Raw genomic sequence first — 23868 nt, 5'->3', positions numbered from 1 at the left:
GAGGACCGGGACGCGTGGCGGGGATGACAATTGCGGGGACCAATGCCGGGCAGACTTCGAAGGTCAGTCCGTTGACCAGCGTGGCAGCCAGGCCGTCACGGTGGCGGCGATTTCCTCGAAGCCCGATCGGTATGAATGCGCCTGGCCGGGAATCACTTTCACCTCGGTGGCATCGGCGGAGTCCGGAATCCCGAACGGGTCGCGGGCGCCATTGACCACCACGACCGGGATATCGCCGACCGCGAGCAGTTCGTCGCGGCGGGACTTCTCCGGCTTGCCGGGTGGGTGCAGTGGGAATGACAGTGCGACAACACCTCTCGCCTTGGCCGTGCGCGCGGTGCGGCAGGCGACGCGGGCGCCATTGCTGCGGCCACCCTGGATCAGCGGTACAGTGCGGAACTTCTTGCGCAGGGCCGCAATGATTTCCAGCCAGGCGCTGTCCTGCGGCTCGGCCTTGCCGGGGGCGCGACGGCCCGCCACCCGGTAGGGCTGGGTCACCAGCACCACCGCCCCGCCCAGCTCCAGGGCCGAATCGCGTACGGCCAGCAAATCTTTCGCGTCGACGCCGCCACCCGAGCCATGCGTCAGCACCAGCAGGAAGGCGGGGGGCTTGCGCTTCGGCCGCGCGATATCCACCTCGGCGGGCCCGGCACTCGTCTCGATGCGCACACCACACGCTAACCACCGGATCGCCGCGGACTCGCGCGGCACACCGATCCGGATCGAGGTGCAGGGAAGCTTCCTGATGATCGCGCGCGACGGCCGGAACCGAGATCACCACCGTCCCAGACCATGCCTGCCGAGCTTTCGATTTTCCGCGCTTATCGCACTCTCCAGCACGCTGTCGAGCTCACCGTCCGGGACAGCGAAACCGTGAGGGAGCTGCGGTTACGGGATCGCCCCCGGCACCGGGGGTATCCGCCCACTGAGCGGCGCGGGTGCCGTTCATCACATTGGCCGCGATCGTCTTGGCGAGCCCCTTACCGGTGGGTAACATGGCGCTTAAGTTACCCGTCAGTAGCGCAGTTTTACAGTGTCTACTCGGTGGACCAACGGGCGGGAACGGCAACCAACCGAACCGCACCCATCTCAATGGAGAGTGAGTACGACCATGGGTCACTACAAGAGCAACGTCCGCGACCTCGAGTTCAACCTCTTCGAGGTGCTCGGCCTCGGTTCGCTCCTGGACGGCGGCGCCTACGGCGACCTCGACACCGAGACCGCCAAGGAGATGCTGAACGAGGTCCGGCGCCTGGCCGAGGGCCCGCTCGCCGACTCCTTCGAGGACGGCGACCGCAACCCGCCGACCTTCGATCCCGCGACCCACACGGTCACTCTCCCTGAATCCTTCAAGAAGTCCTACCGCGCCCTCGAGGACGGCGGCTGGGCCAAGGTCGGCGTCCGCGAGGAGCTGGGTGGCCTCGGCGCCCCCTCCGCCCTCACCTGGGCGCTCGGCGAAATGATCCTCGGCGCCAACCCCCCAGCCCAGATGTACGCCGCCGGTGCGGGATTCGCGCAGGTCTTCTACAACAACGGCACCGATGAGCAGAAGAAGTGGGCTCAGATCATCGCCGACCGCAACTGGGGCGCCACCATGGTGCTCACCGAGCCGGATGCCGGTTCGGATGTCGGCGCGGGCCGCACCAAGGCCGTCAAGCAGGAAGACGGCACCTGGCACATCGAGGGCGTCAAGCGCTTCATCACCTCGGGCGACTCCGACGACCTGTTCGAGAACATCATGCACCTGGTGCTGGCTCGCCCCGAGGGCGCCGGACCGGGCACCAAGGGCCTGTCGCTGTTCTACGTACCGAAGTTCCACTTCGACTTCGAGACCGAGACCCTCGGCGAGCGCAACGGCGTCTTCGTGACCAATGTCGAGCACAAGATGGGCATCAAGGTTTCGGCCACCTGTGAGGTCACCTTCGGCGGCCACGGCGTGCCCGCCAAGGGCTGGCTGGTCGGCGAGGTGCACAACGGCATCGCGCAGATGTTCGACGTCATCGAGAACGCTCGAATGATGGTGGGCACCAAGGCCATCGCCACCCTGTCGACCGGTTACCTGAACGCGCTGGACTACGCCAAGATCCGCGTCCAGGGCGCCGACCTGACCCAGATGACCGATAAGGCCGCGCCCCGCGTGACCATCACCCACCACCCGGACGTGCGCCGCTCGCTCGCCATGCAGAAGGCGTACGCCGAGGGCCTGCGCGCCATCTACCTCTACACCGCCGCGCACCAGAACGCCGATGTGGCGCAGCTGGTTTCGGGCGCCGACGAGGATGTCGCCTTCCGCGTGAACGATCTGCTGCTGCCGATCGTCAAGGGTGTCGGCTCGGAGCGCGCCTACCAGTACCTGACCGATTCGCTGCAGACCTTCGGCGGCTCCGGCTTCCTGCAGGACTACCCGATCGAGCAGTACATCCGCGACGCCAAGATCGACTCGCTGTACGAGGGCACCACCGCCATCCAGGCGCAGGACTTCTTCTTCCGCAAGATCGCCCGCGACCGCGGCGTGGCCCTGGCCCACGTGGCCGGGCAGGTGCAGAAGTTCATCGAGCGTGAGGGCGGCAACGGTCGCCTCAAGGCCGAGCGCAAGCTGCTCGCCACCGCCCTCGAGGATGTGCAGGGTATGGCCGCCACCCTGACCGGGCACCTGATGGCCGCCCAGCAGGACCCCAAGGAGCTGTACAAGGTCGGCCTGGGCTCGGTCCGCTTCCTGATGGCCGTCGGCGATCTGCTCATCGGCTGGCAGCTGCTGCAGCACGCCGAGGTCGCCATCAAGGCCCTGGACAACGGCTCCACCGAGGCGTTCTACACCGGCAAGATCGCCACCGCGCAGTTCTTCGCACGCAACGTGCTGCCGGAGCTGACCGCCACCCGCGCCATCCTGTCGAACCTGGACAACGACATCATGGAGCTGGACGAGGCCGCGTTCTGAGCTGAGCCCGCGGCTCGATAGCGAAACAAGGTGCGCCCCTGGGAGAAATCCCAGGGGCGCACTGCTGTGTCAGGAGCATCCCTCGTCATCCCGGCATGTTTTGGCCGGGATCCACATTGCCGCGGTGTATCCCGGCCAAGAAGCGCGCCGGGATGACGAGGGAATGTAGCGCGGCAGTGGAGAGTTATCCACAACCATCCCAAGGGTTATCCACCGAATGTGGATAACCCTGTCCGCGTGTGGATCTCACCGTTCACGCCGGATTCACTCGCACTTCACGACCGGGACCGGGTCGTATTTCACCGTGCGGGTATGCCGGTAGATCTCCTTGCCGGTCTTGGCATCTCGGATGATTCGGGTGTCCGAGGTGGTGAAACCCGGTGCGCCGTCGGAGGCGATGCAGTTCTTACCCTTGGGCAGGGTGACGGTATTGGGTTCCGTCGGCTTGGTGCGCTCACCGGCGATGGATTCGACCTCGACGGTCTTGGTACTCCACAGGCGCACCGTCACCTCGGAATCGCCTGCGACGGTTTCGATATAGACGCCGTACGGGGTGTTGTTGCGGAACTTCAGATCGATCGCGCCGTCGAAGACGGTGGCCTCGCGGGCCGCCGGATAGCGGGAGATGTAGTAGCTGTGCTCGGTATGGTCCACATCCTCCATACCGGCGAAGTAGGCGGCGTTGTAGAGCGTGGTGGCGAACTGGCTGATACCGCCGCCGACCGCGGTGCCGGGGCGGCCGTGGTCGATGATGCCGGACTCCACATAGCCCTGTTCGACACCGCGGGTACCGGTGAAGTCGTTGAGCGAGAAGGTATCTCCGGGACGGATCACCGCACCGTCCACCTTGCGCGCCACCGTCCGGATATTCACCCCGGAGGGACCGCTGAAACCGCCGGTGGTGAAGGAGCCGATGGACTGCACGACGCCGAACCGCTCGGCGTCGGCGGTGGTCAGCTTGGGCTGTACCTGTTCGTAGACAACGGCTTTGGATTTATCCTCGGCCGAAACCAGCAGTGCGGGAAGACCTTCCAAGGTCTTGTCCCAGTTGACGGTGTCGCCCACCACGGCGGGCACCACCGTCGCGCGCCCGCTCGCGAGCGCGAAGGTGGCGTCCTTGGGCTCCACCACGGTGGCCTTCAGCTGCGGTTCCAGCGCCGCGATCAGCGCCCCGCGGTTGTACGAGAGCTCCAGTCCGCCTTGACCATTCGGCTGGAAGGAGAGCGCGCCGGCGAGCTGCCCGGGATCCAGGACGGCATTACCGCCCTTACCGGTGAAGGTGACCGGCACCCGCACCGCGGGCTGTGCGATCTCGCGCAGGGCTTTGTCCACCGCCTCGGCGCGCACCCGGGCCTGGGTCTCGACGGCGGGCAGCTCCAGCACCGAACCGTCGGCCCAGTGTTCGGTGAGGGCGGTGCGGGCGGCGGGCACATCGAGTACCCGGCCGGGCACCGGTCGCACCGGCACCGGTCTACCCTGCTCGAAGACGACCCCGCCCTCGACGGGCTGGCGGTCGTGCGTGCGCAGGGCGTCGAGCTGTTCGGTCATGGCGGCGTCGTCGACGAAGACGGCGGGCTCCACGTCGCGGGTACCGAAGAGTGACCACACCCGGGTGAACGGATTCAACGGCTGATCGCCGATACGGTTCCAGGTGCCGTCCCAATCCACCGAAAGCCCGGCATCGCTCGGCACCAGATCGGTGCGGACATCGCCGATACCGACCGTGAGTGGTTGGGCTACCCGCTGATTCAGCTCGAGCTCCAGCCGGGTCTGCGCCTGGGCGTGGGACAGCCCGCCGATATCGATGCCCGCTACCTGCACACCACGTGGGGCTTGTCCGGAGGACAGCGACCAGTCGATCGCGAGAGCCAGGCCGCCGGCGGCCATCAGCACACCCGCCGCGATCCCGGCCCGCCGGGCCGTGGTCGAGTTCAGGAACTGCCGTCCGGGGGCCGGTGGTTCGGCCGGGGTCTGCTGCGCACGCGCATGTCGCCCGGGACTTCCGCTGGTCACGAACCATCCTCCCAAATGGTTGAATGCCGACCCGCACCCGCGAGTCCATCGCCCACCATAGTGGGCGGCTCCGGCAGCAGAGGTTCTCCGAGCTCGCAGCAACTCGTACGCAACCTGCGGGCCGGACAGAAAGAGAGCTCCGTGCGGTTGCCGGGTCGGGGGTCTGGCAACAGCACGGAGCCACCCCGTCTATCGACACCCGTTCGGTGGCGTTACACGCCACGCCCGGGAGACCGGAAAAATCTTCGGGCGCGTACAACTGGGACAATTGAGGCGATCGCGCGGGAACAGTCACGCAGCACCCCGGGGCCGCCCGTGGGTTCGGGACGACTCGAGGAGATGCCATGCAGCTCGGAATGATCGGATTGGGCCGGATGGGCGCCAATATCGTGCGCCGCATCGTCAGGGACGGGCATACCGCCGTCGGCTTCGAACTGCACAGCCCGCATATCGACGAACTCGACGCCGAACTCGGCGACAGCTTCGCCGGCACCACCGATCTGCCCAAGTTCATCGGCATGCTCGATACCCCGCGCGTGGTGTGGGTGATGATTCCGGCGGGCGCGACCGGCGCGATCATCGATCAACTCGCGGACCTGCTCGAACCCGGCGATATCATCATCGACGGCGGCAACAGCCGGTACCACGAGGACATCCAGCGATCGAAAGCCTTGCAGCCCAAAGGCATCCACTACCTCGACATCGGAACATCCGGTGGCGTATTCGGTTTGGAGCGCGGCTTCTGCCTGATGATCGGCGGTGAGGACGCGCAGGTCAGCCATATCGAGCCGCTGCTGAAATCCATCGCACCCGGTGTCGATGCCGCCCCGCGCACACCAGGCCGCACCGGCACCCCCTCCACCGCCGAACAGGGCTATCTGCACTGCGGCCCGGCCGGTGCCGGGCACTTCGTGAAGATGGTGCACAACGGCATCGAATACGGCGCCATGGCAGCGTATTCCGAGGGGATGAACATCCTGCACAAGGCCAATGTCGGCAACGCTCAGGACACCGAGCACTCGGCCGAGGTCACCCCACTCGAGAACCCCGAGTTCTACCGCTACGACATCGATATCCCCGAGGTCACCGAGGTATGGCGGCGCGGTTCGGTGGTCGCCTCCTGGCTGCTGGACCTCACCGCGGCCGCCCTCTACGCCGATCCGAATCTGGACTCCTTCGGCGGCAATGTCTCGGACTCCGGTGAGGGCCGCTGGACCCTGGACGCCGCCATCGACGAGGGTGTGCCCGCACCCGTACTCGCCGCATCGTTGTTCCAGCGCTTCGCCTCTCGCGGCGAATCGCTCTACGCGGACAAGGTGCTCTCGGCCATGCGCCAGGCCTTCGGCGGCCACCATGAGCTACCGAAGTAGCGGCGCGGCGGCGGGTGTGTAAGTGGGCTGGGCGAGCGGGGACCGCTACCGTCGGACCCATGCGCCTAGTTCCGGGGATCGTGCTGGCAATGTCCGCCGTTGTGCTGACCGCGTGTTCGGGTAGCGGCGGCACCAACGAATCGGCACCGAGCAGCACCGAGACCACTCCGAGCAGTACCGTTCCGCCGACAACGACTCCGGGGCAACAGGATTGCGCGGCCGGATATCTGTCGCAGTTCACCCTGCGGCAGAAGCTGGCGCAGTTGCTCACCGTCGGCGTGACCGGGGAGGCCGATGCCGAGAATGTGGTGAAGACCGAGCAGATCGGCGGCATCTTCGTCGGCAGCTGGACCGATAAGGCGATGCTCGCCCAGCATCAGATCGACAAGGTGCAGTCCGCCTCGCGCACCCCGCTCATGGTCACCATCGACGAAGAGGGCGGCCGGGTTTCGCGAGCGAAGGACCTGATCGGGGTCGCGCCCTCGGCGCGCGCGACCGTCGGCCAGATGAGCGCGGACGAGTTCTACACCTTCAGCCTGGATCGTTCGAAGAAGTTGAAGGCGTTGGGCGTCACCGTGGATTTCGCGCCGGATGTGGATGTGAGCAGCCAGCCCGATGATTCGGTGATCGGCGACCGCTCCTTCTCCGATGATCCGGAGGTGGTGACGCAGTACGCCGATGCCTATATCCGCGCCGCGCACGATGCCGGTCTCGGCACCGTCATGAAGCATTTTCCGGGCCACGGTTCGGGTTCGGGCGATTCGCACACCGGTGCGGTGAAGACCCCGCCGCTGGATCAGTTGCAGACCTCGGATCTGGTGCCGTATCGCAAGCTGATCGACTCCGGTTCGGCGGTTATGGTCGGACATCTGGATGTGCCCGGGCTGACCGAGCCGGGCAAACCCGCCAGCATCAGCAAGGAGGCCATGGCCCTGTTGCGCAATGGCACGGGCTATGACGCGGCGCCGTTCGACGGTGTGATCTTCACCGATGATCTGGGGGGTATGGCCGCCATCACCGCGCGTATGAGCATCGAGGACGCGGTGGAAGCCGCCCTGGTCGCGGGGGCCGACAATGCCCTGTGGATCACCACCGACGCGGTGCCGCAGGTGCTGGATCGCCTGGTGCAGGCGGTGCGAGCCGGCCGCCTACCGGGAAGCCAGGTGGATGCCTCGGTACTTCGGATGGCAAAGTACAAGGGCACCGCTCCACACTGCTGACGCCTGATGGCGAATCACCGGCAATTCGCACTCGCGGAACTTACCTTGGAGTAAGATAGGGGCTTCGATATGTCCTAGGAGATGTGGATGGCAGGCGGAACGAAACGACTTCCCCGCGCGGTGCGCGAGCAGCAGATGCTCGACGCCGCGGTGGAGGTCTTCTCGCGCAAGGGTTATCACGACACCTCCATGGATGCCATCGCCGCCGAGGCGAAGATCTCCAAACCCATGCTCTACCTGTACTACGGCTCCAAGGACGAACTGTTCCGCGCCTGCATCCACCGCGAGAGCATGCGCTTCATCGAAGCCGTCGCGGTGGCGGGCAATCCCAAGCTCACCCCGCACGAACAGCTGCGGGCGGGCCTGGAAGCGTTCCTGTCCTACGTGGACCAGAACCGGCTGTCCTGGCAGGTGCTGTATCGGCAGGCACTCGGCCAGCAACCCTTCGCCTCGGAGATCTCCAACAGCCGGGACCGGGTCATCGAGCTCACCGCGAAACTGCTCGAATCCAGCGCCAAATACGCCGAACCCGGCACCAATTTCGAGGTGGTGTCGGTGGCGGTGATCGGCGCGGGCGAGGCCATCGCCGATCGGGTCGCCAGCGGCACCGTCGATATGGCCGAGGCGGTGGACCTGCTCGACAACCTCGCCTGGCGTGGTTTGTCCGGTAAGAAGAAGGAAGCCGAACCCGCCTGACGGGACGAATTTCCCGCAGCGCTTGCCAGTCCCGTTAACGCCTGCCACAGTCGCTCGGATTGTGTTGTTGGACGGCCGGTGCGCTCCGGCCGGGGAAACGGGGACTCGCATTGTTCGGAATGCTCAAGCCGTGTGCGCATAACGCCGCCAAGTACGGCATGGAGGCGACCTCCTGGCAAACCCAGCTGTGCGGGCTCTGCCTCGGTCTGCGGGACGGGCACGGGCAGCTCGCGCGGGCCGCCACCAATACCGATGCCATCGTGCTCGGCGTACTCACCGAGGCGCAGCAGACGCTCACCCTCGAGCGCACCGACGCCGGACCCTGCCCGCTGCGCGGTATGCGCAAGGCGAGTGTCGCTCCCGCGGACTCCCCCGGCGTACAGCTGGCCGCCACCGCCGCACTGCTGTTGGGCGCGGCCAAGATTCGCGATCACATCGACGACGGCGACACCCGCCGCCTGAGCAAGCGGCCCATGGCGCACGTCGCCGACCGCTGGCACAAGCGGGCGCGCGTGGCCGCCGAGCCCATCGGCCTGGATATCGAACCCCTCATCACCGCGATCGAATCGCAAGTGGCGCTGGAGGAATCCGGTGCGACACTGGCCGAGCTGACCGCTCCGACCCAGCTGTGCGCCGCGGAATTGTTCGCGCACACCGCGATCCTGGCCGGACGCCCCGAAAACACCGATGCGCTACGGGAAGCGGGCTGGCATTTCGGCCGCATCGCCCATCTCGCGGACGCCATCGAAGACATCGACGAAGATCGCGAGGCGGGCCGCTTCAATCCCCTGACCGCCACCGGTACCAGCACCGCCGACGCGCACGCCCTACTGCGCGAATCGAATTCGCTGCTCAAAGCCGCACTGGTGCGGGTGGGCCTGGATCGCACGGCATCCGTCCGCTGGATGCTGCTGGACCCGCTGCACGGCGTCGTCCGCAAACTCGGCCGCGCCGCCGGAACCGTGCACGCCTGCGCCACGCACGCCTGCGGCGCCACTCGGCACAGCGCCGAAACCGTCATCCCCGCAGCAGAACTCCGTCAGCCCGGCATGTTCTCGGCCGGGATCCATACGACGGCTGTGGATCCCGGCCGAAAGCACGCCGGGATGACGGGGGATTACTCCGCAGCGATAAGTGGCTTGCCGCACGCGGTGTTCGGCACCGAGCCGCCGCGGACCCCCGTCCGCCGTCCCGGGTTCTGGGAGGGCATCGGAATCGGGCTTACGCAGTACTGCACCGGATACGCGTGCTGCTCCGAACACACCCGGCCGTGCACGGGTGAACGCAGGGAGTCCTGGCTGAAGCGGGATTGCTGCGACTGTGGCGACTGCTGCGACTGCGGCGACTGCTGTAGCGGCTGCGACTGCTGCGATTGCGACTGCTGCGGCTGCGATTGCAGCTGCTGAGCGCCGAAAACGTAAAAGCCGCACACCGATTCCCCTACCGGATGTCGAAACCCCTGCGTGGCGACATACGGTGGTGAAGCGGTGCGCGGCTCTCGCCCCGCCCCGATGGGGCCGATCGCTATCGGCGGCCCGACCCTACCTGTGGTAGGCGGCCGCCGCGATGGTTCGAGAACCATCGCCGCTGCGCGACCCCAAGTCTGCTGTGAAACTGTCTCCAACTTGCCATACCGGGTGCGCCGGAATGGCTTCGGTGTGCCACCGCCACCGGGGGGACGATGGCGGTCCGAATCAGCGGAGGGTGGCGGTGAGGTGCGGGTAGCCCTTCTTGGGGTTCTTCAGGGCGAGATCCCAACCGCCCGCGACCTTGTCGGCGTAGACGTTGACCGTCGACGGCAACAGGATCGGCTTCCCGAATTTGACCGCGTACGTGGTCTTCTCGGGAATGCGGCCCTCGAGGTTGGCGAGAATGTTCGCGGCCGACCACATTCCGTGCGCGATCGGCTTCGGGAACCCGAAAGCCTTGGCGCCCAATGCGGAGGTGTGGATCGGATTGTGATCACCGGAGGCCGCGGCGTACCGGTTGATCATCTTCTGATCCACCCGCAGCGTGCGCAGCGGCGGCGGCGGAACCTCGTCCGGCTTCGGCTCGGGCTTGGGTCCACCCGAGAGCGAGGTGCGCTGCTGATGCAGGAAGGTGGTGACCTGCCGCCACACCAGTTCCCGGCCCACGCTCACCTCGGTGATGGCGTCCACGAGCAGGCCCTTGGGGTGCTCGCGCAGGTTCTCGATATGAGTCTCGAAATCGAGGGGTTCGGCGACCGAGATCTCCCGGGTCCGCTCGATCACGTTCTCCGCGTGCACCGCGCCGACCGCCACGAACGGGAAGTCGCGGGCGACGACCAGCTGCATGGCGAGCGGGAAGCTGAGCACGAACGGGTAGGTCAGCGGCAGCGCGTCACCGAAGCGCTGTCCGGTGGCGTGGCAGTAGGCGGCCAGGTGATCCGGGTCGACCTTGAAGCCCTCCAGCCGCACGACGCGGTCCGGCAGCTTCGACGGACGGTTCGAGAGGCCGGGCACCGGCACCGCACCGAGCGCGGCCTTGACGAACAGGCTGGAGTTCTTCGGCACCTCGCCGAGCGTGATGGTCTGGCTCATCATGCTCCGATCAGGCTCTGGCCACAGACGCGAACGATATTGCCGGACACCGCGTTCGACGCCGGCGAGGCGAAGTAGGCGATGGTCTCGGCGACGTCGACGGTCTGACCGCCCTGCAGCAGCGAGCTCATCAGGCGACCGGCCTCACGGGTGGTCAGCGGGATGGCGGCGGTCATGGCGGTCTCGATGAAGCCCGGCGCGACGGCATTGATGGTGATGCCCTTTTCGGCCAGCTTCGGCGCCTCGGCGTTCACCATGCCGATGACACCGGCCTTGGAGGCGCCGTAGTTGGTCTGGCCGCGGTTGCCCGCGATACCGGCGATGGAGGAGACGTCGATGACGCGGCCACCGGACTTGAGCGCACCCGCGGCGACCAGGCCCTCGGTAATGCGGTGCGGCGCGGCGAGATTCACGTTGATGACCGAGTTCCAGCGGCCCTCGTCCATATTCGCGAGCAGCTTGTCGCGGGTGATACCGGCGTTGTGCACGACGATGTCGATACCGCCGAAGCGCTTGGTGGCGAACTCGGCCAGCTTCTCGGCGGCGTCGGGAGCGGTGACGTCCAGCGCGAGGGCGGTCGCGCCGACCTTGTTGGCGGTCTCGGAGAGCGCCTCGCCGGCGGCCGGGATATCGGCGACGATCACGGTGGCACCGTCGCGAGCGAACACCTCCGCGATGGTCGCGCCGATGCCGCGCGCGGCGCCGGTGACCACGGCGACCTTGCCCGCGAGGGGCTTGTCCCAGCTGGCCGGGGCGGTGGAGTCGTCCTTGCCGACGCGGAACACCTGGCCGTCGACGAAGGCCGACTTGCCCGAAAGGATGAAGCGCAGCGTGGATTCCAGGCCGGTGGCGGTGGCGGCGGCCTCGGGGTGCAGGTACACCAGGTTGCCGGTGGCGCCGCGCAGCAGCTCCTTGGCGACCGAGCGGCTGAAGCCCTCGAGCGCGCGCTGGGCGATCTGCTCGTCGACGCTCGCGGTCAGCTCGGGGGTGGTGCCGATGACCAGCACGCGACCGGACGCGGCGAGGCTGCGCATGGCGGGCTGGAAGAAGTCGAACAGCTGCTGCAGCTCTTCGATGGTGCGAATGCCCGTGGCGTCGAAGACCAGCGCGCCGAGCTTGGTGCCCGGGGTGACCGAATCGGCGAAGGTGTAGTCCGACAGCAGGTTTCGGGCAGCGTCGGCGACCCGGCCCTTACCGCCGATCAGTACCGGACCCGGGAGGGCCGGCTGGCCGGCGACATAGCGGCGCAGGTTCTCCGGCTGCGGCAGACCCAGTTTGCTCGCCAGGAACGCGCCGGGAGCAGAGTGGATGAAAGATCCGTACAGGTTGGGAGCGCCCTTGCTCTTGCTGGCTGCCACTGTTCCTACCTTCTCTTGTCTAGGCCCCGGGGGCGATGTCGCGCACAAACGCGGGGTACGGTGTCGACAAATGAACTTACTCCAGAGTAAGTTTAATGTAAACCGACCAGCGCCGGTCCCCCGGATCGTGCGAGTACGGAAATCCACCCGACGAGACACTGGAGACTCGAGTGACCACCAAAGCCCGTTCGGCGAAGCCCGCGGCCAAGACCGCAAAGCAGGCCAAGCCTGTCGCAATCCTCGGCGGCAACCGGATTCCGTTCGCCCGCTCCGACGGCAAGTACGCGCACGCCTCCAACCAGGACATGTTCACCGCCGCGCTGAACGGTCTGGTCAGCCGCTTCGGGCTGCAGGGCGAGCGCCTGGGCATGGTCGTCGGCGGCGCGGTCCTCAAGCGCGTCGGCGAGCACGGCATGATCCGCGAGAGCGTGCTCGGCTCCACCCTGTCCCCCTACACCCCGGCGCATGATCTGCAGCTCGCCTGCGGCACCGGCCTGCAGGCCATTCAGACCGTGGCCGACGGCATCGCGCTGGGCCGCTTCGAAGCAGGTATCGGCGGCGGCACCGACACCACCTCGGACGCGCCGATCGGCGTCAGCGAGAGCATGCGCGAGTGGATGCTCGACGCCAACCGCGCCAAGAACAACAAGGACTACGCCAAGCTGGTCGGCCGCCTGCGCCCGTCCATGGTCGGCATCGAGATCCCGCGCAATGCCGAACCGCGCACCGGACTCTCGATGGGTGAGCACGCCGCCATCACCGCCAAGGAATTCGGCATCGCCCGCGAGGCGCAGGACGAGCTGGCCTACCTGTCGCACCGGAATATGGCCGCCGCGTACGACCGCGGCTTCTTCGACGATCTGGTGACCCCGTTCCTCGGGCTGACCCGCGATGACAACCTGCGTCCGGGCTCGACCATCGAGAAGCTGTCGACGCTCAAGCCGGTCTTCGGCGTCAAGGCGGGCGACGCCACCATGACCGCGGGCAACTCGACCCCGCTCACCGACGGCGCCTCCACCGTGCTGCTGTCGAGCGATGAGTGGGCCGCCGCGCACAACCTGTCGCCGCTGGCCTACCTGGTCGACTCCGAGGTCGCCGCCGTCGACTACATCCACGGACCGGATGGGCTGCTCATGGCCCCGACCTACGCGGTGCCGCGCATGCTGGCCCGAAATGGCCTGACACTGCAGGACTTCGACTTCTACGAGATCCACGAGGCCTTCGCCTCGGTGGTGCTCGCCACCCTGCAGGGCTGGGAATCGGACCAGTACTGCAAGGAGCGCCTGGGCCTGGACGGCGCGCTGGGCTCCATCGACCGCGGCAAGCTGAATGTGAACGGCTCCTCGCTGGCGGCGGGCCACCCGTTCGCCGCGACCGGCGGCCGCATCATCGCCTCCACCGCGAAGATGCTGGCGGAGAACGGCGGCGGGCGCGCGCTCGTCTCCATCTGCGCCGCGGGCGGCCAGGGCGTCGTCGCGATCGTCGAGCGCTAAACACCGGTAGTTCGAAGCGGTGCCCGGCTCATCCGAGCCGGGCACCGCCTTTCGTCTGATCGGGCGCGCCCCACCCCGGCATCCCGGCTTGCTTTCGGCCGGAATCCACCTTCGTCAAGGGAGCAGATGGTGGGTTCTGATGGCCAGGTCGGAGATTCGGGTCGACGGGTAACCGGTCACCGCGCTGTGCAGGGTGTTCTCCAGGGGGTCCGTCCAGTGGGCGGGGATATGCGCGGCTCCGGTGAGGATGCCCGCGATGGATCCGGCGGTGGCGGCATTGGTGTTCACATCCCAGCCGGAGCGCACGACCAGCTGTACCGTCTCGGTGAAATCGCCTTCGCCCCACAGTAAGCCGGCGGCGACCAAGCAGGCATTGCCGACGGCGTGCAGGCGGTTGTACCGCGCATGCCGGGTGTGGATACCGGTGACGGCATGCTGCCAGGCCAGATTGTGCGCGTGATCGTCGACCACCTCCGAGAGCGCCACCGCCAGCCGGGAATTCGCGGGGATCACGGTGTGCGCGCGGGCCAGCGCCTCCGGTGGACGTTCGGCGGTGAAGGCCGCCGCCACCAATGCGGCGGCCCATCTCGCCGCCCATAAACCATTGCCGGTGTGTGAGATAGCGGCGTCCCGGGCCGCCAGTTCGGCGGCGCGGGCCGGGTTACCCGGATTGGTGTAGCCGTAGATATCCGCGCGGACCAGCGCACCGCGCCACTCCCGGTAGGGATTTCGGTAACTGGCGGTATCCGGTGGCAGGAATCCGTCGATGAGATTGCGATAGGCGACCCGCTCGGCGGTGGAGGTGCGCAGGAAGGGCAGGCGCTCCAACCAGAGGGCGGCGACATCATCGGCGATGAAATGGGTACCGTACTGCTCCAGCAGATGCAGACCCAGAATGGTGTAGTCCAGGTTTTCGTCACGGGGACAACCGATTACACCGGTATCGTGCGGTCCGGCGAGTGCACAGCCCGCACATCGGCCCAGCCAGCCGCCGTGAATCCGGTCGTACAGTTCAGCACGGGAATAGTCGGCGGGGGTCGGATATGCGGGCGAATCACGGGCTACGCCAATGATATTCGGATCCCCGCCGGTATCGATCCATTCGAAGTACGGCCACTCCGGTACGCGGGCGGCCGATTCGACGCGATCCAATAGTCGCCAGCAGGCCGCGTCCATGGGCCGGTCCGCCAGCGATAATTCGTTCACGTCCTCGGCGAAATCCGCCACCGCATAACCGGATTCACCTCGTTGACACCATTCGTAGTAGAGCAGGGCCCGAGGATCGGCTTCGTGATGGCCGAAGACGGCCGCTTCGATCGAGGACACGGCTCACAGCACCGCGATGGTGGCGTCGAGCACTTCGGACAGCAGGGGTAGCGATTCGTCGCGATGCGGTGCGCGCGCCCACCACCTGCCCTCATGGGTGTGCCGCCCGAATCCGGTGGGCAGGATGACATTACTTCGATGCGGGCCGATGTCCACGCTGTTGCGCTCCAAGCGTTCGAGGCATTCGTCGGAGGGATACCCGTCGAACATCGCCAGGAATGTACGCCGCGGCGGGCGTTCGCGCACCAGCACGGGGCCGGGCACACCGCGTACCGTCAGTTCGCCGAGTATCAACGCGCCCAACGGTTCCGGGGTATTCAAGGCGGCAATGGTGTCGACCAGGGGTAGCACCACGAAGCCGGGGGTGGTGACATGCACATGCGGCAGGCCGAACAGGGAGCGGTACACACTCGCCCATTCCTGCGGGGTAGTCAGCTCGTCCAACCGCACAATCCACCCCTCGTCCGGGCTCTGCTGCAATGACGACGATGTCGGGAGCCGGCATATGAATCGATGCCGACACGTCGGTGGAAACCGACACATGTCAGTGAAAACCGGAGCCGCGTATCCCACCACTGATTTGGGTGAATCGTTCGCAAACTGTGGACAACCCGCGACGGACAGGCGTCGGCAAGTCCGCTTACACCACACTTCCCGGGGTAATCTCACGGTAGAGACATGCGTTCCCATCAGGAGGTTCGTCATGCCGTGCGATTTGATGCTCATCGCGTACGACGGGTCCGAGAATGCGCGCCGCGCCGTCGAATACGCCGGACGGTTCCTGGCCGCGAACAGAGCCGTGGTCCTCACCGCCTGGGAACCCATGGCGCGCCAGGCCGCTCGACTCTCCGGACTCTCGGGAGTCATGCAGCCGGAGTGGACGCCCGACGACGAGATCGAGGACATCGCGTACGTCGACGCGAAAACCATCAACTCCGAGGGCGTACGACTGGCCAAGCTCGCCGGGCTCAATGCCGAGGCGCGCACCGTCGAATGCACCACCACCATCTGGAACGCCATTGTCGAGGTGGCCGACGAGCTGGATGTGGACATCATTGTGGCGGGCACCCGCGGCGCCACCGGAATTCGCGCGCTGATGCACTCCAGCGTCGCGGACGCGGTACTCAAACACTGCCATCGCCCGGTGCTGATGGTGCCGCCCGGACGTGAGCCCGCCCCGAAGCACTGACCGCCAGCACCCCGCCGAGCTGCGCTGATGCGATGGAAATCGCAGCGCCACACCGGCTCCGGAGCGCCCTCGGCGCGGATGTGATCGGTGCGACAGAGATATCGGTCGCTCTACCGATTTCGACACCCGGATCGCGGACTATGGTCGGGAGACCATGGACGGATTTCTGCTCGCGACACCCAATGGCGTGGTGCGCACCACCGGCACCCGTATCGCCTTCGATGCGGCCGCCGCCGCATTGTCGGCGCTGCGCGCCGGGGACACCGACCTGATCGTCGGGGCACTGCCGTTCGATCCGCGCCGACCGGCCGCCCTCTGCGCACCCGAACGGGCCCTGCGCACCGCCGGACCGTGGCGACCCGCCGCCCTGCCCGAACTGCCGCGAGTGCGAGTCGTCTCCGAAATGCCCAGTGCCGCAGAGCATGTGGCGCGGGTGACGAAACTGGTCGAACAACTCTCCGATCCCGAGCAGCCGCTGCGCAAAGTGGTGGCGGCGCGCTCACTCCTCGCCGAAGCCGAAACGCCCTTGGAACCGGAGGTGGTGGCCGCGCACCTGGTCACCCGGCATCCGCGCGCCAATGTGTACGCCGTCGACCTCACCCCCGCCGGGCGGCCCGGGGAGACCCTGCTGGGCGCGACACCCGAAGTCCTGGTCGCCCGGCACGGGCGCAAGGTCACCCTGCGCCCGCTCGCCGGAACCCTCCCCCGGCTCGCGGATCCGGACGCCGATGCGGCGCAGGCGCGGGAACTGCTGTCCAGCAGTAAGAATCGCGAAGAACACGCCTATGTCGTGGAGTGGATTCGCGAGCAGCTCACACCCGTCTGCAGTGAGCTCACTATTCCGGACGGCCCCGAACTGCTGCACACCCCCGAGGTCTGGCATCTGGCCACACCCATCACCGCCGAACTGCGTGACCCCGCCATGACCGCCCTCGATCTGGCCGTACTACTGCACCCGACACCCGCCATCTGCGGCACCCCGACCACCCTGGCACTGGACGCCATCTGCGATCTGGAAGGCGACCGCGGTTTCTACAGCGGCGCGGTCGGCTGGTGCGATGCCCACGGTGACGGCGAATGGGTGGTCGCCATCCGATGCGCCGAACTCTCCGCCGACGGCCGCTCACTGCGCGCCTTCGGCGGCGGCGGCATCGTCGCGGCCTCCGATCCACAGACCGAACTGGTCGAAACCACCGCCAAACTGCGCACTTTCCTCGGCAGCCTGCAATGCACCGTGCCCGAATAACCCCAATGCCGCGCAGTTAGGCCGACCTGTCTGCGGTCAACTCGGGTGTTTTCGCAGGTTGATGGTGATGGTGACGGTGGGATAATTGGTGCGGTCGATGGCGCCTTTGGCGCGGTGTTTGGAGATCGCTCGCTTGACGACGCGGGGGCTTTGGCGTGGTCGGCGTGCGGGCAGGAGGTCGGCCAAGACCGTGCGGCCGATCCGTCCGACCAGGTCGACGGCGGTGTCGGCGATGACCGCGGCGGCAGCCACGACCTGGTCGCGGGCGGTATTGAGTGCAATGGAGAAGCTGGCTTGCAGGGGTATGGCCTGCGGGTGTGTGGCGTCGGCGATGGCGATGCGCAGCGCTTGGTAAGTGCTCAGCAGGGCATAGACCTCCTGGTCGATCCCGGCGGGTGTGCGGGCGCGCAGTACCCGGCCGCCGAGCATGGTCGATTTCAGTTCCGCGTAGGTGGTTTCGATCTCCCAGCGCTGGTGATAGAGCCGCACCAGCTCCATCGCCGGGTAGCGGTGATGGTCGGTCAAGGTGGTGAGCAACCGGTAGCGTTCGCGGCGGGGTGGTCCGCCTTTCGGGGTGAGCGCGATGTCGGCGTCGATTACCCGCAGAACTACCGGACCCTTCACCGCGAGCCACGACCCGTCGGGCAGCCGCTCGATCAACGGCATCACACGGTTGGTCTTGTCACGGATCAGCAGGTCGGCTTTGGTTTGCGCGATCTGTCCGATCAGCGCGGCGCTGGCGAAGTTGCGGTCCGCCAGCAACAACATCCCCTCGTGCAGGCATCGGAAAAGCTTTGGGGCATAGGCGATCTCGGAGACACCCGAGGTGCCGAACACGACGTCGATGACGGTGCGGGTGCCACACGCCACCACCGCGAGCAGTCGCAGCATCGGATACCCCGAGTCGCCGTTGCCGCCGCCCTGACGGGCGAAGGTACCCGCGTTGGCGGCGGAGTCGGACACGAACATGGTGGTGCCGTCGACCGCACAGACCAACAGGCCGCGCCATCGGGCCGCGCCGGCAGCGGGACCGGCGAGCAGCCCGAACAACTCCCGCAACGGTGCGGCACCGACTCGGCGGCGGGCCTGGGCCAAGGCCGAGGAACCGGGGCGGGCCACGAGGATTTCGTCCAGGCCCGCGACCATCCGGGCCCATACCTGGGTGTAGCCGAGCTCGGTGAACAACGCCCCGGCCAACAGCAGATACACCACCACCCGCGAGGGTAGATCCCGCACCCGCCTCTGTCTCGCTCGCCCCGATTCCACTGCGGCGTCGACCATTTCGAATGGCACGATCTGGGTCAACTCCCCCAGATGACCCGGCGCGAACACCCCCGCCGCTACCACCGACACATGTTTGATGACAGACTGAACAGACAGCGGAACTCCCGGTGGACGGTTTGTCTTGGAGGACAAAACCTCTCTACCAGTAGTTCCGCTGTCTCGTTTCACAACATGTCAAGTCCCGCAACGACACTCGCTTGACAGGCATCCCCAACCGCTAACTGCGCGGCATTGCGAATAACCCCGAAAAACAAACACGCCAAAAACCGCCGCCATCTCACTTCCGAACTGAGCGAAACCACCGCCAAACTGCGCACCCTCCCCACCAGCCCACAACCCCCCGCGCCCGAACAACCCCGAAAACAAACACGCCAAGGGCTGCGGCCGTCTCGGTTCTGGACTGAGTGGAGCGGAGGAGCGAAGCGGGGGAGCGGAGCGGGGGAGCGGAGCGAGGGAAGAACCGAGACTCCAGGGCCGCAGCCCCCGCCCGGAGCGAAGCGGAGGGCAAATAGATACGGTAGGTTTGCTCGAGTTGTACGCATGCGTCGATGTATGGGAGTCCGCGATGAAGTTTGCCGTTCCTGGTGTAGCGAGCGCTGCCGGCGGAGCCTTGGTCGGGCTGGCCGCAGTCCTGGTGATCACGATGGCGGCCTCGCAGGACAAGCGCCCCGACATCGACCGGAGCGGCGACGCCGGCTCGTCGCTGCTCAATAACGTTGAGTACGGCGCGCGCTGACCGGCTGACCTCCGATACCACCGCCGCGACCGGCTCGATCGGAGACCGGTCGCCGAATACCGCACCGCTGGGCCGCCGCTGGCTGCTCGGCAGTGTGCTCGCCGCCTTCCTGCTGACCTTTTTGCAGGCACCGGGCCGCACCGTCGCGGACACCAAATACGATCTGGCGCAGAATCCGCTCGGCTTCCTCGAGCGCGCCAGCCACCTGTGGAGCAGTCAGGCCCCGATGGGGCAGGTGCAGAACCAGGCGTACGGATACTTCTTCCCGCACGGGGCCTTCTTCTCGCTCGGTCACATTCTCGGCCTGCCCGCCTGGGTCACCCAGCGCATCTGGTGGGCGCTACTGCTGCTCGCCGGATTCTGGGGGATCATCCGGCTCTGTGAAACGCTCGGCATAGGCAGTCGCGGATCCCGGATCATCGCGGCGGTCGCCTTCGCACTCTCCCCGCGCGTACTCACCACCCTCGGCTCGATCTCGTCCGAGACGCTGCCCATGATGCTCGCGCCGTGGGTACTGCTCGCGCCCGCCGCGCTCGGGGTGGCGCTGCGCGGGACGGACGCGGCCGACTCGCACGCCGCCGAATCGGTCGCGACCGAGCGCAGCCGCGTGGCGAACTGGTTCGCTCCCAATGGCAAGGGGGCTCGGCGTGGGGCGGCCACCCCCGCCGGAAGCGCAATGGCGTTGGCGCTCATGGGTTCTGTGAACGCGGTCGCCACCGCGGCCGCATTCCTGCCCGCCGCGCTGTGGTGGCTGTCGTATCGGCCGAACAAGGCGTGGTGGCGATTCACCCGGGCCTGGATTCCGATGCTGGTGCTGGCCACCTTCTGGTGGGTGGTGCCCCTGCTGTTGCTGGGCAAGGTGAGTCCGCCGTTCCTGGACTTCATCGAATCGTCCGGGGTGACCACACAGTGGGCTTCGCTGGGCGAGGTATTGCGCGGCACGGACAGTTGGACGCCATTCGTCTCACCCGAGCGGATCGCGGGCGCGGTCCTGGTCACCCAGCCCGCCGCCGTCCTGGCGACCGGCATGCTCGCGGCCGCGGGTATCGCGGGTCTGGCGATGCGGTCCATGCCGGGACGGGGGCGGTTCGTCCTGATCCTCTGCGTCGGCCTGGTCGGAATCTGCGCCGGTTACGCGGGTGAACTCGGCGGGCCATTCGCGGAGCAGGTGCGGACCTTCCTGGACTCCGGGGGCGCACCGCTGCGCAATGTGCACAAGCTCGAACCGCTCATCCGGTTGCCGCTCGTGCTCGGGCTCGCACATCTGCTGAGCCGGGTGCCGCTGCCCGCGTCCGTTCCGATGCCGTTGTGGCGCAGGGCCTTCGCATATCCCGAGCGCGACAAGATGGTGGCCGTCGGCGCGCTGATCCTGACCGCGCTGGCACTGTCCACCGCACTGGCGTGGACCGGCAAACTCGCACCGCGCGGGTCCTATGACCAGGTGCCCGGATACTGGCAACAGACTGCGGATTGGCTGGCGCACAACGCATCCGACACCCGCGCGCTGGTGGTGCCCGGTGCACCCTTCGGCAGTCAGACCTGGGGTCTGACCCGCGACGAACCACTCCAGGCGCTGGCGAGTACGCCCTGGGCGGTACGGGATTCGGTACCGCTGAATCCGCCCGGAGCCATTCGCGCCATGGATTCGGTGCAGCGGCTCATCGCCGACGGGCGACCGTCGGCCGGACTGGCGGCCGCCCTCATCGACCAGGGCATCGGAATCCTGGTGCTGCGCAACGATCTCGACCCGGAGACCTCCCGCTCGACCCGGCCCATGCTCGCGCACCAGGCGATCGAAGGGTCGCCGGGGCTGACGAAGGTCGCGCAATTCGGCGACCCGATCGCGACCGGACACGTGGAAGGGCTGGTCGCGGACGAGGATCTGCGACCCGATTACCCCGCGATCGAGATCTACCGGGTCGACACCCGGCCGCCCGGAACTCCCACCGGCAGCGGGACTATCGCACCGGGCGCCGATGCTGCCGCTCGCGATTCATCCGGCACACCGGTGGAACTGCGCAGCGGAGTCGGCGCGCCAGGATCGTTCCCCGGTTCGTACACGCTGCCGCTGGACAGCCTGCCCGTCGTACAGGGCGGACCGGAGGCGATCGAGCGACTCCGGCGCAATCCCGCGACACCCGGCGGCCCGGCCCTGCTGGCCGCCGATGCGGTCCAGGCCGGATTGCCGCCACAGGCGGTCACCATCACCGATACGCCCATGGACCGGGAAACCGATTTCGGGCGCGTCGACAACCACAATTCGGCCCTGCGCGGGCCCGCCGATGCGCGCCGCACCCACAATCTGGTGCCGGACTATCCGGTCCCCGGAACGCCGCTGGTGCGGGGCGAATGGTCGGGAGCCACCATCACGGCCTCCAGCTCCGCCGCCGATGCCACCCAACTCGGCGGAGCCGCGCCGGCCAGCTCCACGGCTGCCGTGGTCGACGGCGACCCCTCCACCGCGTGGATCAGCAATGGCATCGAACACGCACGGGGACAATGGCTTCGGCTCGATCTCGATAAGCCGGTGACCTCGGCGGTGCTGCGGTTGACCACCAGCGCCGCCGCGATCGGCAGCCCGGTGAAATGGGTGGAGGTGAAGACCTCCAAGGGAACCGTCTCGGCGCGCATCACCGAACCCGGTGCGCCGGTGTCGATCGCACTGCTGCCGGGCAAGACCGATTGGATTCAGATCACCGCTGCCAGCACCGAAAATGGCAGTGCGGGTGGGCAATTCGGCATCAGCGAACTGAGTATCGAGGACTACTCCGACCGCGACAATCCGGTGCCCGTGGATATCCGGCATCGCACGGTGCTGCCGCCCACTCCGGTCGGGGCGCAGGTGCGGGGATGGCAGCTGGGCCAGGAGTTCCCCGGCCGCAGCGCGTGTTTCGACTCCCCCGATCGCGTGCGCTGCAGCAAGGCCCTCGCGCTCTCCGCCGAGGAGCCCGGCCTGTTCGAGCGGACCCTGCAGGTGCCCGAACCAGTCACGGTGACACCGGATCTCATGGTCCGCACCCGGCCCGGTCCCGCCCTGGAAGCCCTGCTCACCGAGCGCGATCGGCCCGCGGCGCGCGGCCAGGCCGACGTGGCCGACCCGCGCGGCTCGGCGCTCGCCGCCACCGACGGCGACCCGCGCACCTCGTGGACCGCCCCGGAGACCACGGTGCGCGAACAGACCGGCGGGAAACCCACACTCACCCTGGAACTTCCGGAGCCGACCCTGGTCACCGGGCTGGAGATCACGCCCGCCCTGGGCGATCTGCCCGCGCACCCGACCTCGGTCTCGGTGAATCTCGGTGACGGACCGCAGGTTCGCGAGGTGGACCCGGCCTCCGGCGTCCCCAGCCGGATCGAACTGCATCCGTACCTCACCGACCGTATCGAGCTCAGCATTCAGACCTGGGATGCCGTACTCGACCGCACCGCACTGGGTTTCGCGCAGGAGCAGCCCGCCGGGCTGGCCGAGGTCTCGGTACTCGGCCCCGACTATCCGACATCCGCCGCACCGGACCGCCCGATCGCCATCGATTGCGCGCACGGCCCCACCCTTGCCGCCGCGGGTCGCACCCTGCACACCACCGTCATCGGTACCGCCGCCGAATTGCGTTCCGGCGCACCGATTCCGGCGCGCGTTTGCACTGCGGACGAATACGCCGAAGCCGCGCGGAACAACTCCGAGAACAGCACCGTGCCCGCCGACGACGCGGTGGATTTCGACCTGCCCACCGGCAGTATCGATGTGACGGTCGCGCCGACCGACCTGTTCACCGTCGACGAGCTGCGCCTGAATCGCACTCTCCCGGTGCCGGATTCTGGCGCAGCGCCGATCGCGAATCCGCCGGGGGTGCGGGCGCCCACCGGCACACGACTGCTGATCCTGCCGCTGAGCACCAATGTGGGCTGGCAGGCGACCACCGCCGACGGACATGAGCTGAAGCCCGTCGTGATCGACGGCTGGCAGCAGGCCTGGCTACTTCCTCCCGGGACGAAGGGTCCGATCTCGGTCGAGTTCCCGGCGGACCGCTGGTACCGGTACGCGATCTTCGGTGGACTGCTGCTGTTGATTCCGCTCGCGGTGCTCGCTTTCCGGGGCGCACGCACGCCCATGCGCGATGCGGGTCCCGCCCCGCGTACCTGGCGCAGCCGTGCCGTCGGCGCGATCGGATTGGCGGCGGCCGCCGGGCTTATCGCCGGTCCGACCGGAATCGTGCTCACCGCACTGGGTCTGATCGCGATGCGATTCCTCCCGCGCGATCGGCAGCTGCCCCTGGTCGCGATTGCCACCGTGGGCACCGCGATCTCGGCGGCGGCACTCTCCACCGGTCCCTGGCGATCACCCGAGGGATATATGGGAGCGTCCCTGTGGGTGCAGTTCCCCGCACTGATGGCGATTGTGGCCCTGGGTCTTTCGGCGCTGCCGAACCGGCGCCGCTGA

Annotated in this window: 17 protein-coding genes; 10 read left to right on the top strand and 7 right to left on the bottom strand. The window is 67.4% G+C overall.

From position 1 onward, the window contains the following. Positions 1-63 precede the first annotated feature (63 nt). Positions 64-669 carry an alpha/beta hydrolase family protein gene (locus OHB26_RS12675; RefSeq protein ID WP_330184365.1) on the bottom strand — a complete coding sequence of 202 codons (606 nt, stop codon included), beginning with the start codon at positions 667-669 and terminating at the stop codon, positions 64-66. A gap of 442 nt (positions 670-1111) precedes the next feature. On the opposite strand from OHB26_RS12675, the gene OHB26_RS12670 reads away from it, so the two are divergent. Further along, a complete protein-coding gene (locus OHB26_RS12670) occupies positions 1112-2938 on the top strand; it encodes an acyl-CoA dehydrogenase (protein WP_330184364.1) in 1827 nt (608 codons plus the stop codon). A 264-nt stretch (positions 2939-3202) separates the two neighbouring features. On the opposite strand, the gene OHB26_RS12665 is transcribed toward OHB26_RS12670, so the two are convergent. Further along, positions 3203-4951 carry a VanW family protein gene (locus tag OHB26_RS12665; RefSeq protein ID WP_330184363.1) on the bottom strand — a complete coding sequence of 583 codons (1749 nt, stop codon included), beginning with the start codon at positions 4949-4951 and terminating at the stop codon, positions 3203-3205. 344 nt (positions 4952-5295) lie between these two features. Between OHB26_RS12665 and gnd the strand changes: the two genes are divergently transcribed. From gnd to OHB26_RS12645, 4 genes are all read left to right on the top strand, one after another. Continuing rightward, positions 5296-6321 (top strand): phosphogluconate dehydrogenase (NAD(+)-dependent, decarboxylating), encoded by a 1026-nt coding sequence (gnd, locus tag OHB26_RS12660; protein WP_330184362.1) that lies wholly within the window; start codon positions 5296-5298, stop codon positions 6319-6321. 59 nt (positions 6322-6380) lie between these two features. Further along, positions 6381-7541, top strand: a complete 1161-nt coding sequence (locus OHB26_RS12655) for a glycoside hydrolase family 3 N-terminal domain-containing protein (RefSeq protein ID WP_330184361.1) — start codon at positions 6381-6383, stop codon at positions 7539-7541. An 87-nt stretch (positions 7542-7628) separates the two neighbouring features. Then, positions 7629-8237: a TetR/AcrR family transcriptional regulator gene (locus OHB26_RS12650; protein WP_330184360.1), complete on the top strand. Its 609-nt coding sequence runs from the start codon at positions 7629-7631 to the stop codon at positions 8235-8237. A gap of 119 nt (positions 8238-8356) precedes the next feature. Continuing rightward, positions 8357-9643 carry a DUF5685 family protein gene (locus OHB26_RS12645; protein WP_330184359.1) on the top strand — a complete coding sequence of 429 codons (1287 nt, stop codon included), beginning with the start codon at positions 8357-8359 and terminating at the stop codon, positions 9641-9643. A 288-nt stretch (positions 9644-9931) separates the two neighbouring features. On the opposite strand, the gene OHB26_RS12640 is transcribed toward OHB26_RS12645, so the two are convergent. Together OHB26_RS12640 and OHB26_RS12635 are read right to left on the bottom strand one after the other, a co-directional pair. Then, positions 9932-10798, bottom strand: a complete 867-nt coding sequence (locus OHB26_RS12640; protein ID WP_330185618.1) for a MaoC family dehydratase — start codon at positions 10796-10798, stop codon at positions 9932-9934. Further along, entirely contained in the window at positions 10798-12156 is a 1359-nt protein-coding gene (locus OHB26_RS12635) for a 3-oxoacyl-ACP reductase (RefSeq protein ID WP_330184358.1), read from the bottom strand. The genes OHB26_RS12640 and OHB26_RS12635 overlap by 1 nt, the downstream gene beginning before the upstream one ends. Before the next feature lie 170 nt (positions 12157-12326). Here OHB26_RS12635 and OHB26_RS12630 point away from each other — a divergent pair, with 170 nt between their 5' ends. Next, entirely contained in the window at positions 12327-13649 is a 1323-nt protein-coding gene (locus OHB26_RS12630) for an acetyl-CoA C-acetyltransferase (RefSeq protein WP_330184357.1), read from the top strand. 114 nt (positions 13650-13763) lie between these two features. On the opposite strand, the gene OHB26_RS12625 is transcribed toward OHB26_RS12630, so the two are convergent. Both OHB26_RS12625 and OHB26_RS12620 read right to left on the bottom strand, forming a co-directional pair. Then, positions 13764-14975 carry an ADP-ribosylglycohydrolase family protein gene (locus OHB26_RS12625; protein ID WP_330184356.1) on the bottom strand — a complete coding sequence of 404 codons (1212 nt, stop codon included), beginning with the start codon at positions 14973-14975 and terminating at the stop codon, positions 13764-13766. A gap of 3 nt (positions 14976-14978) precedes the next feature. Beyond that, the gene (locus OHB26_RS12620) at positions 14979-15419 is read right to left on the bottom strand and encodes a hypothetical protein (protein WP_330184355.1); all 441 of its coding nucleotides are present in this window, start codon (positions 15417-15419) and stop codon (positions 14979-14981) included. A gap of 259 nt (positions 15420-15678) precedes the next feature. Between OHB26_RS12620 and OHB26_RS12615 the strand changes: the two genes are divergently transcribed. Both OHB26_RS12615 and OHB26_RS12610 read left to right on the top strand, forming a co-directional pair. Continuing rightward, positions 15679-16164 (top strand): universal stress protein, encoded by a 486-nt coding sequence (locus OHB26_RS12615; protein WP_330184354.1) that lies wholly within the window; start codon positions 15679-15681, stop codon positions 16162-16164. Positions 16165-16318: 154 nt separating this feature from the next. Continuing rightward, positions 16319-17410, top strand: a complete 1092-nt coding sequence (locus OHB26_RS12610; protein WP_330184353.1) for an isochorismate synthase — start codon at positions 16319-16321, stop codon at positions 17408-17410. A gap of 36 nt (positions 17411-17446) precedes the next feature. On the opposite strand, the gene OHB26_RS12605 is transcribed toward OHB26_RS12610, so the two are convergent. Beyond that, the gene (locus OHB26_RS12605) at positions 17447-18763 is read right to left on the bottom strand and encodes an IS4 family transposase (RefSeq protein WP_330182832.1); all 1317 of its coding nucleotides are present in this window, start codon (positions 18761-18763) and stop codon (positions 17447-17449) included. 496 nt (positions 18764-19259) lie between these two features. Here OHB26_RS12605 and OHB26_RS12600 point away from each other — a divergent pair, with 496 nt between their 5' ends. Then, positions 19260-19430 (top strand): DUF2613 domain-containing protein, encoded by a 171-nt coding sequence (locus tag OHB26_RS12600; RefSeq protein WP_330184352.1) that lies wholly within the window; start codon positions 19260-19262, stop codon positions 19428-19430. Positions 19431-19467: 37 nt separating this feature from the next. Continuing rightward, positions 19468-23868, top strand: coding sequence for an alpha-(1->3)-arabinofuranosyltransferase (locus OHB26_RS12595; protein ID WP_330185617.1), 4401 nt, complete (start codon positions 19468-19470; stop codon positions 23866-23868).

The sequence above is a fragment of the Nocardia sp. NBC_01503 genome (genome assembly GCF_036327755.1).
Classification (GTDB): Bacteria; Actinomycetota; Actinomycetes; order Mycobacteriales; family Mycobacteriaceae; genus Nocardia.
Note: the sequence above shows the minus strand (reverse complement) of the source record. Positions and strands in the feature narration are given on the sequence as shown.

What these genes read in the sequence shown, in the direction of transcription:
- OHB26_RS12615 (WP_330184354.1), top strand. Translation starts at nt 15,679, where the DNA reads ATGCCGTGCGATTTGATGCTCATCGCGTACGACGGGTCCGAGAATGCG.
- OHB26_RS12640 (WP_330185618.1), bottom strand. Translation starts at nt 10,798, where the DNA reads ATGAGCCAGACCATCACGCTCGGCGAGGTGCCGAAGAACTCCAGCCTG.
- OHB26_RS12600 (WP_330184352.1), top strand. Translation starts at nt 19,260, where the DNA reads ATGAAGTTTGCCGTTCCTGGTGTAGCGAGCGCTGCCGGCGGAGCCTTG.
- OHB26_RS12655 (WP_330184361.1), top strand. Translation starts at nt 6,381, where the DNA reads ATGCGCCTAGTTCCGGGGATCGTGCTGGCAATGTCCGCCGTTGTGCTG.
- OHB26_RS12645 (WP_330184359.1), top strand. Translation starts at nt 8,357, where the DNA reads ATGCTCAAGCCGTGTGCGCATAACGCCGCCAAGTACGGCATGGAGGCG.
- OHB26_RS12610 (WP_330184353.1), top strand. Translation starts at nt 16,319, where the DNA reads ATGGACGGATTTCTGCTCGCGACACCCAATGGCGTGGTGCGCACCACC.
- OHB26_RS12650 (WP_330184360.1), top strand. Translation starts at nt 7,629, where the DNA reads ATGGCAGGCGGAACGAAACGACTTCCCCGCGCGGTGCGCGAGCAGCAG.
- OHB26_RS12670 (WP_330184364.1), top strand. Translation starts at nt 1,112, where the DNA reads ATGGGTCACTACAAGAGCAACGTCCGCGACCTCGAGTTCAACCTCTTC.
- gnd (WP_330184362.1), top strand. Translation starts at nt 5,296, where the DNA reads ATGCAGCTCGGAATGATCGGATTGGGCCGGATGGGCGCCAATATCGTG.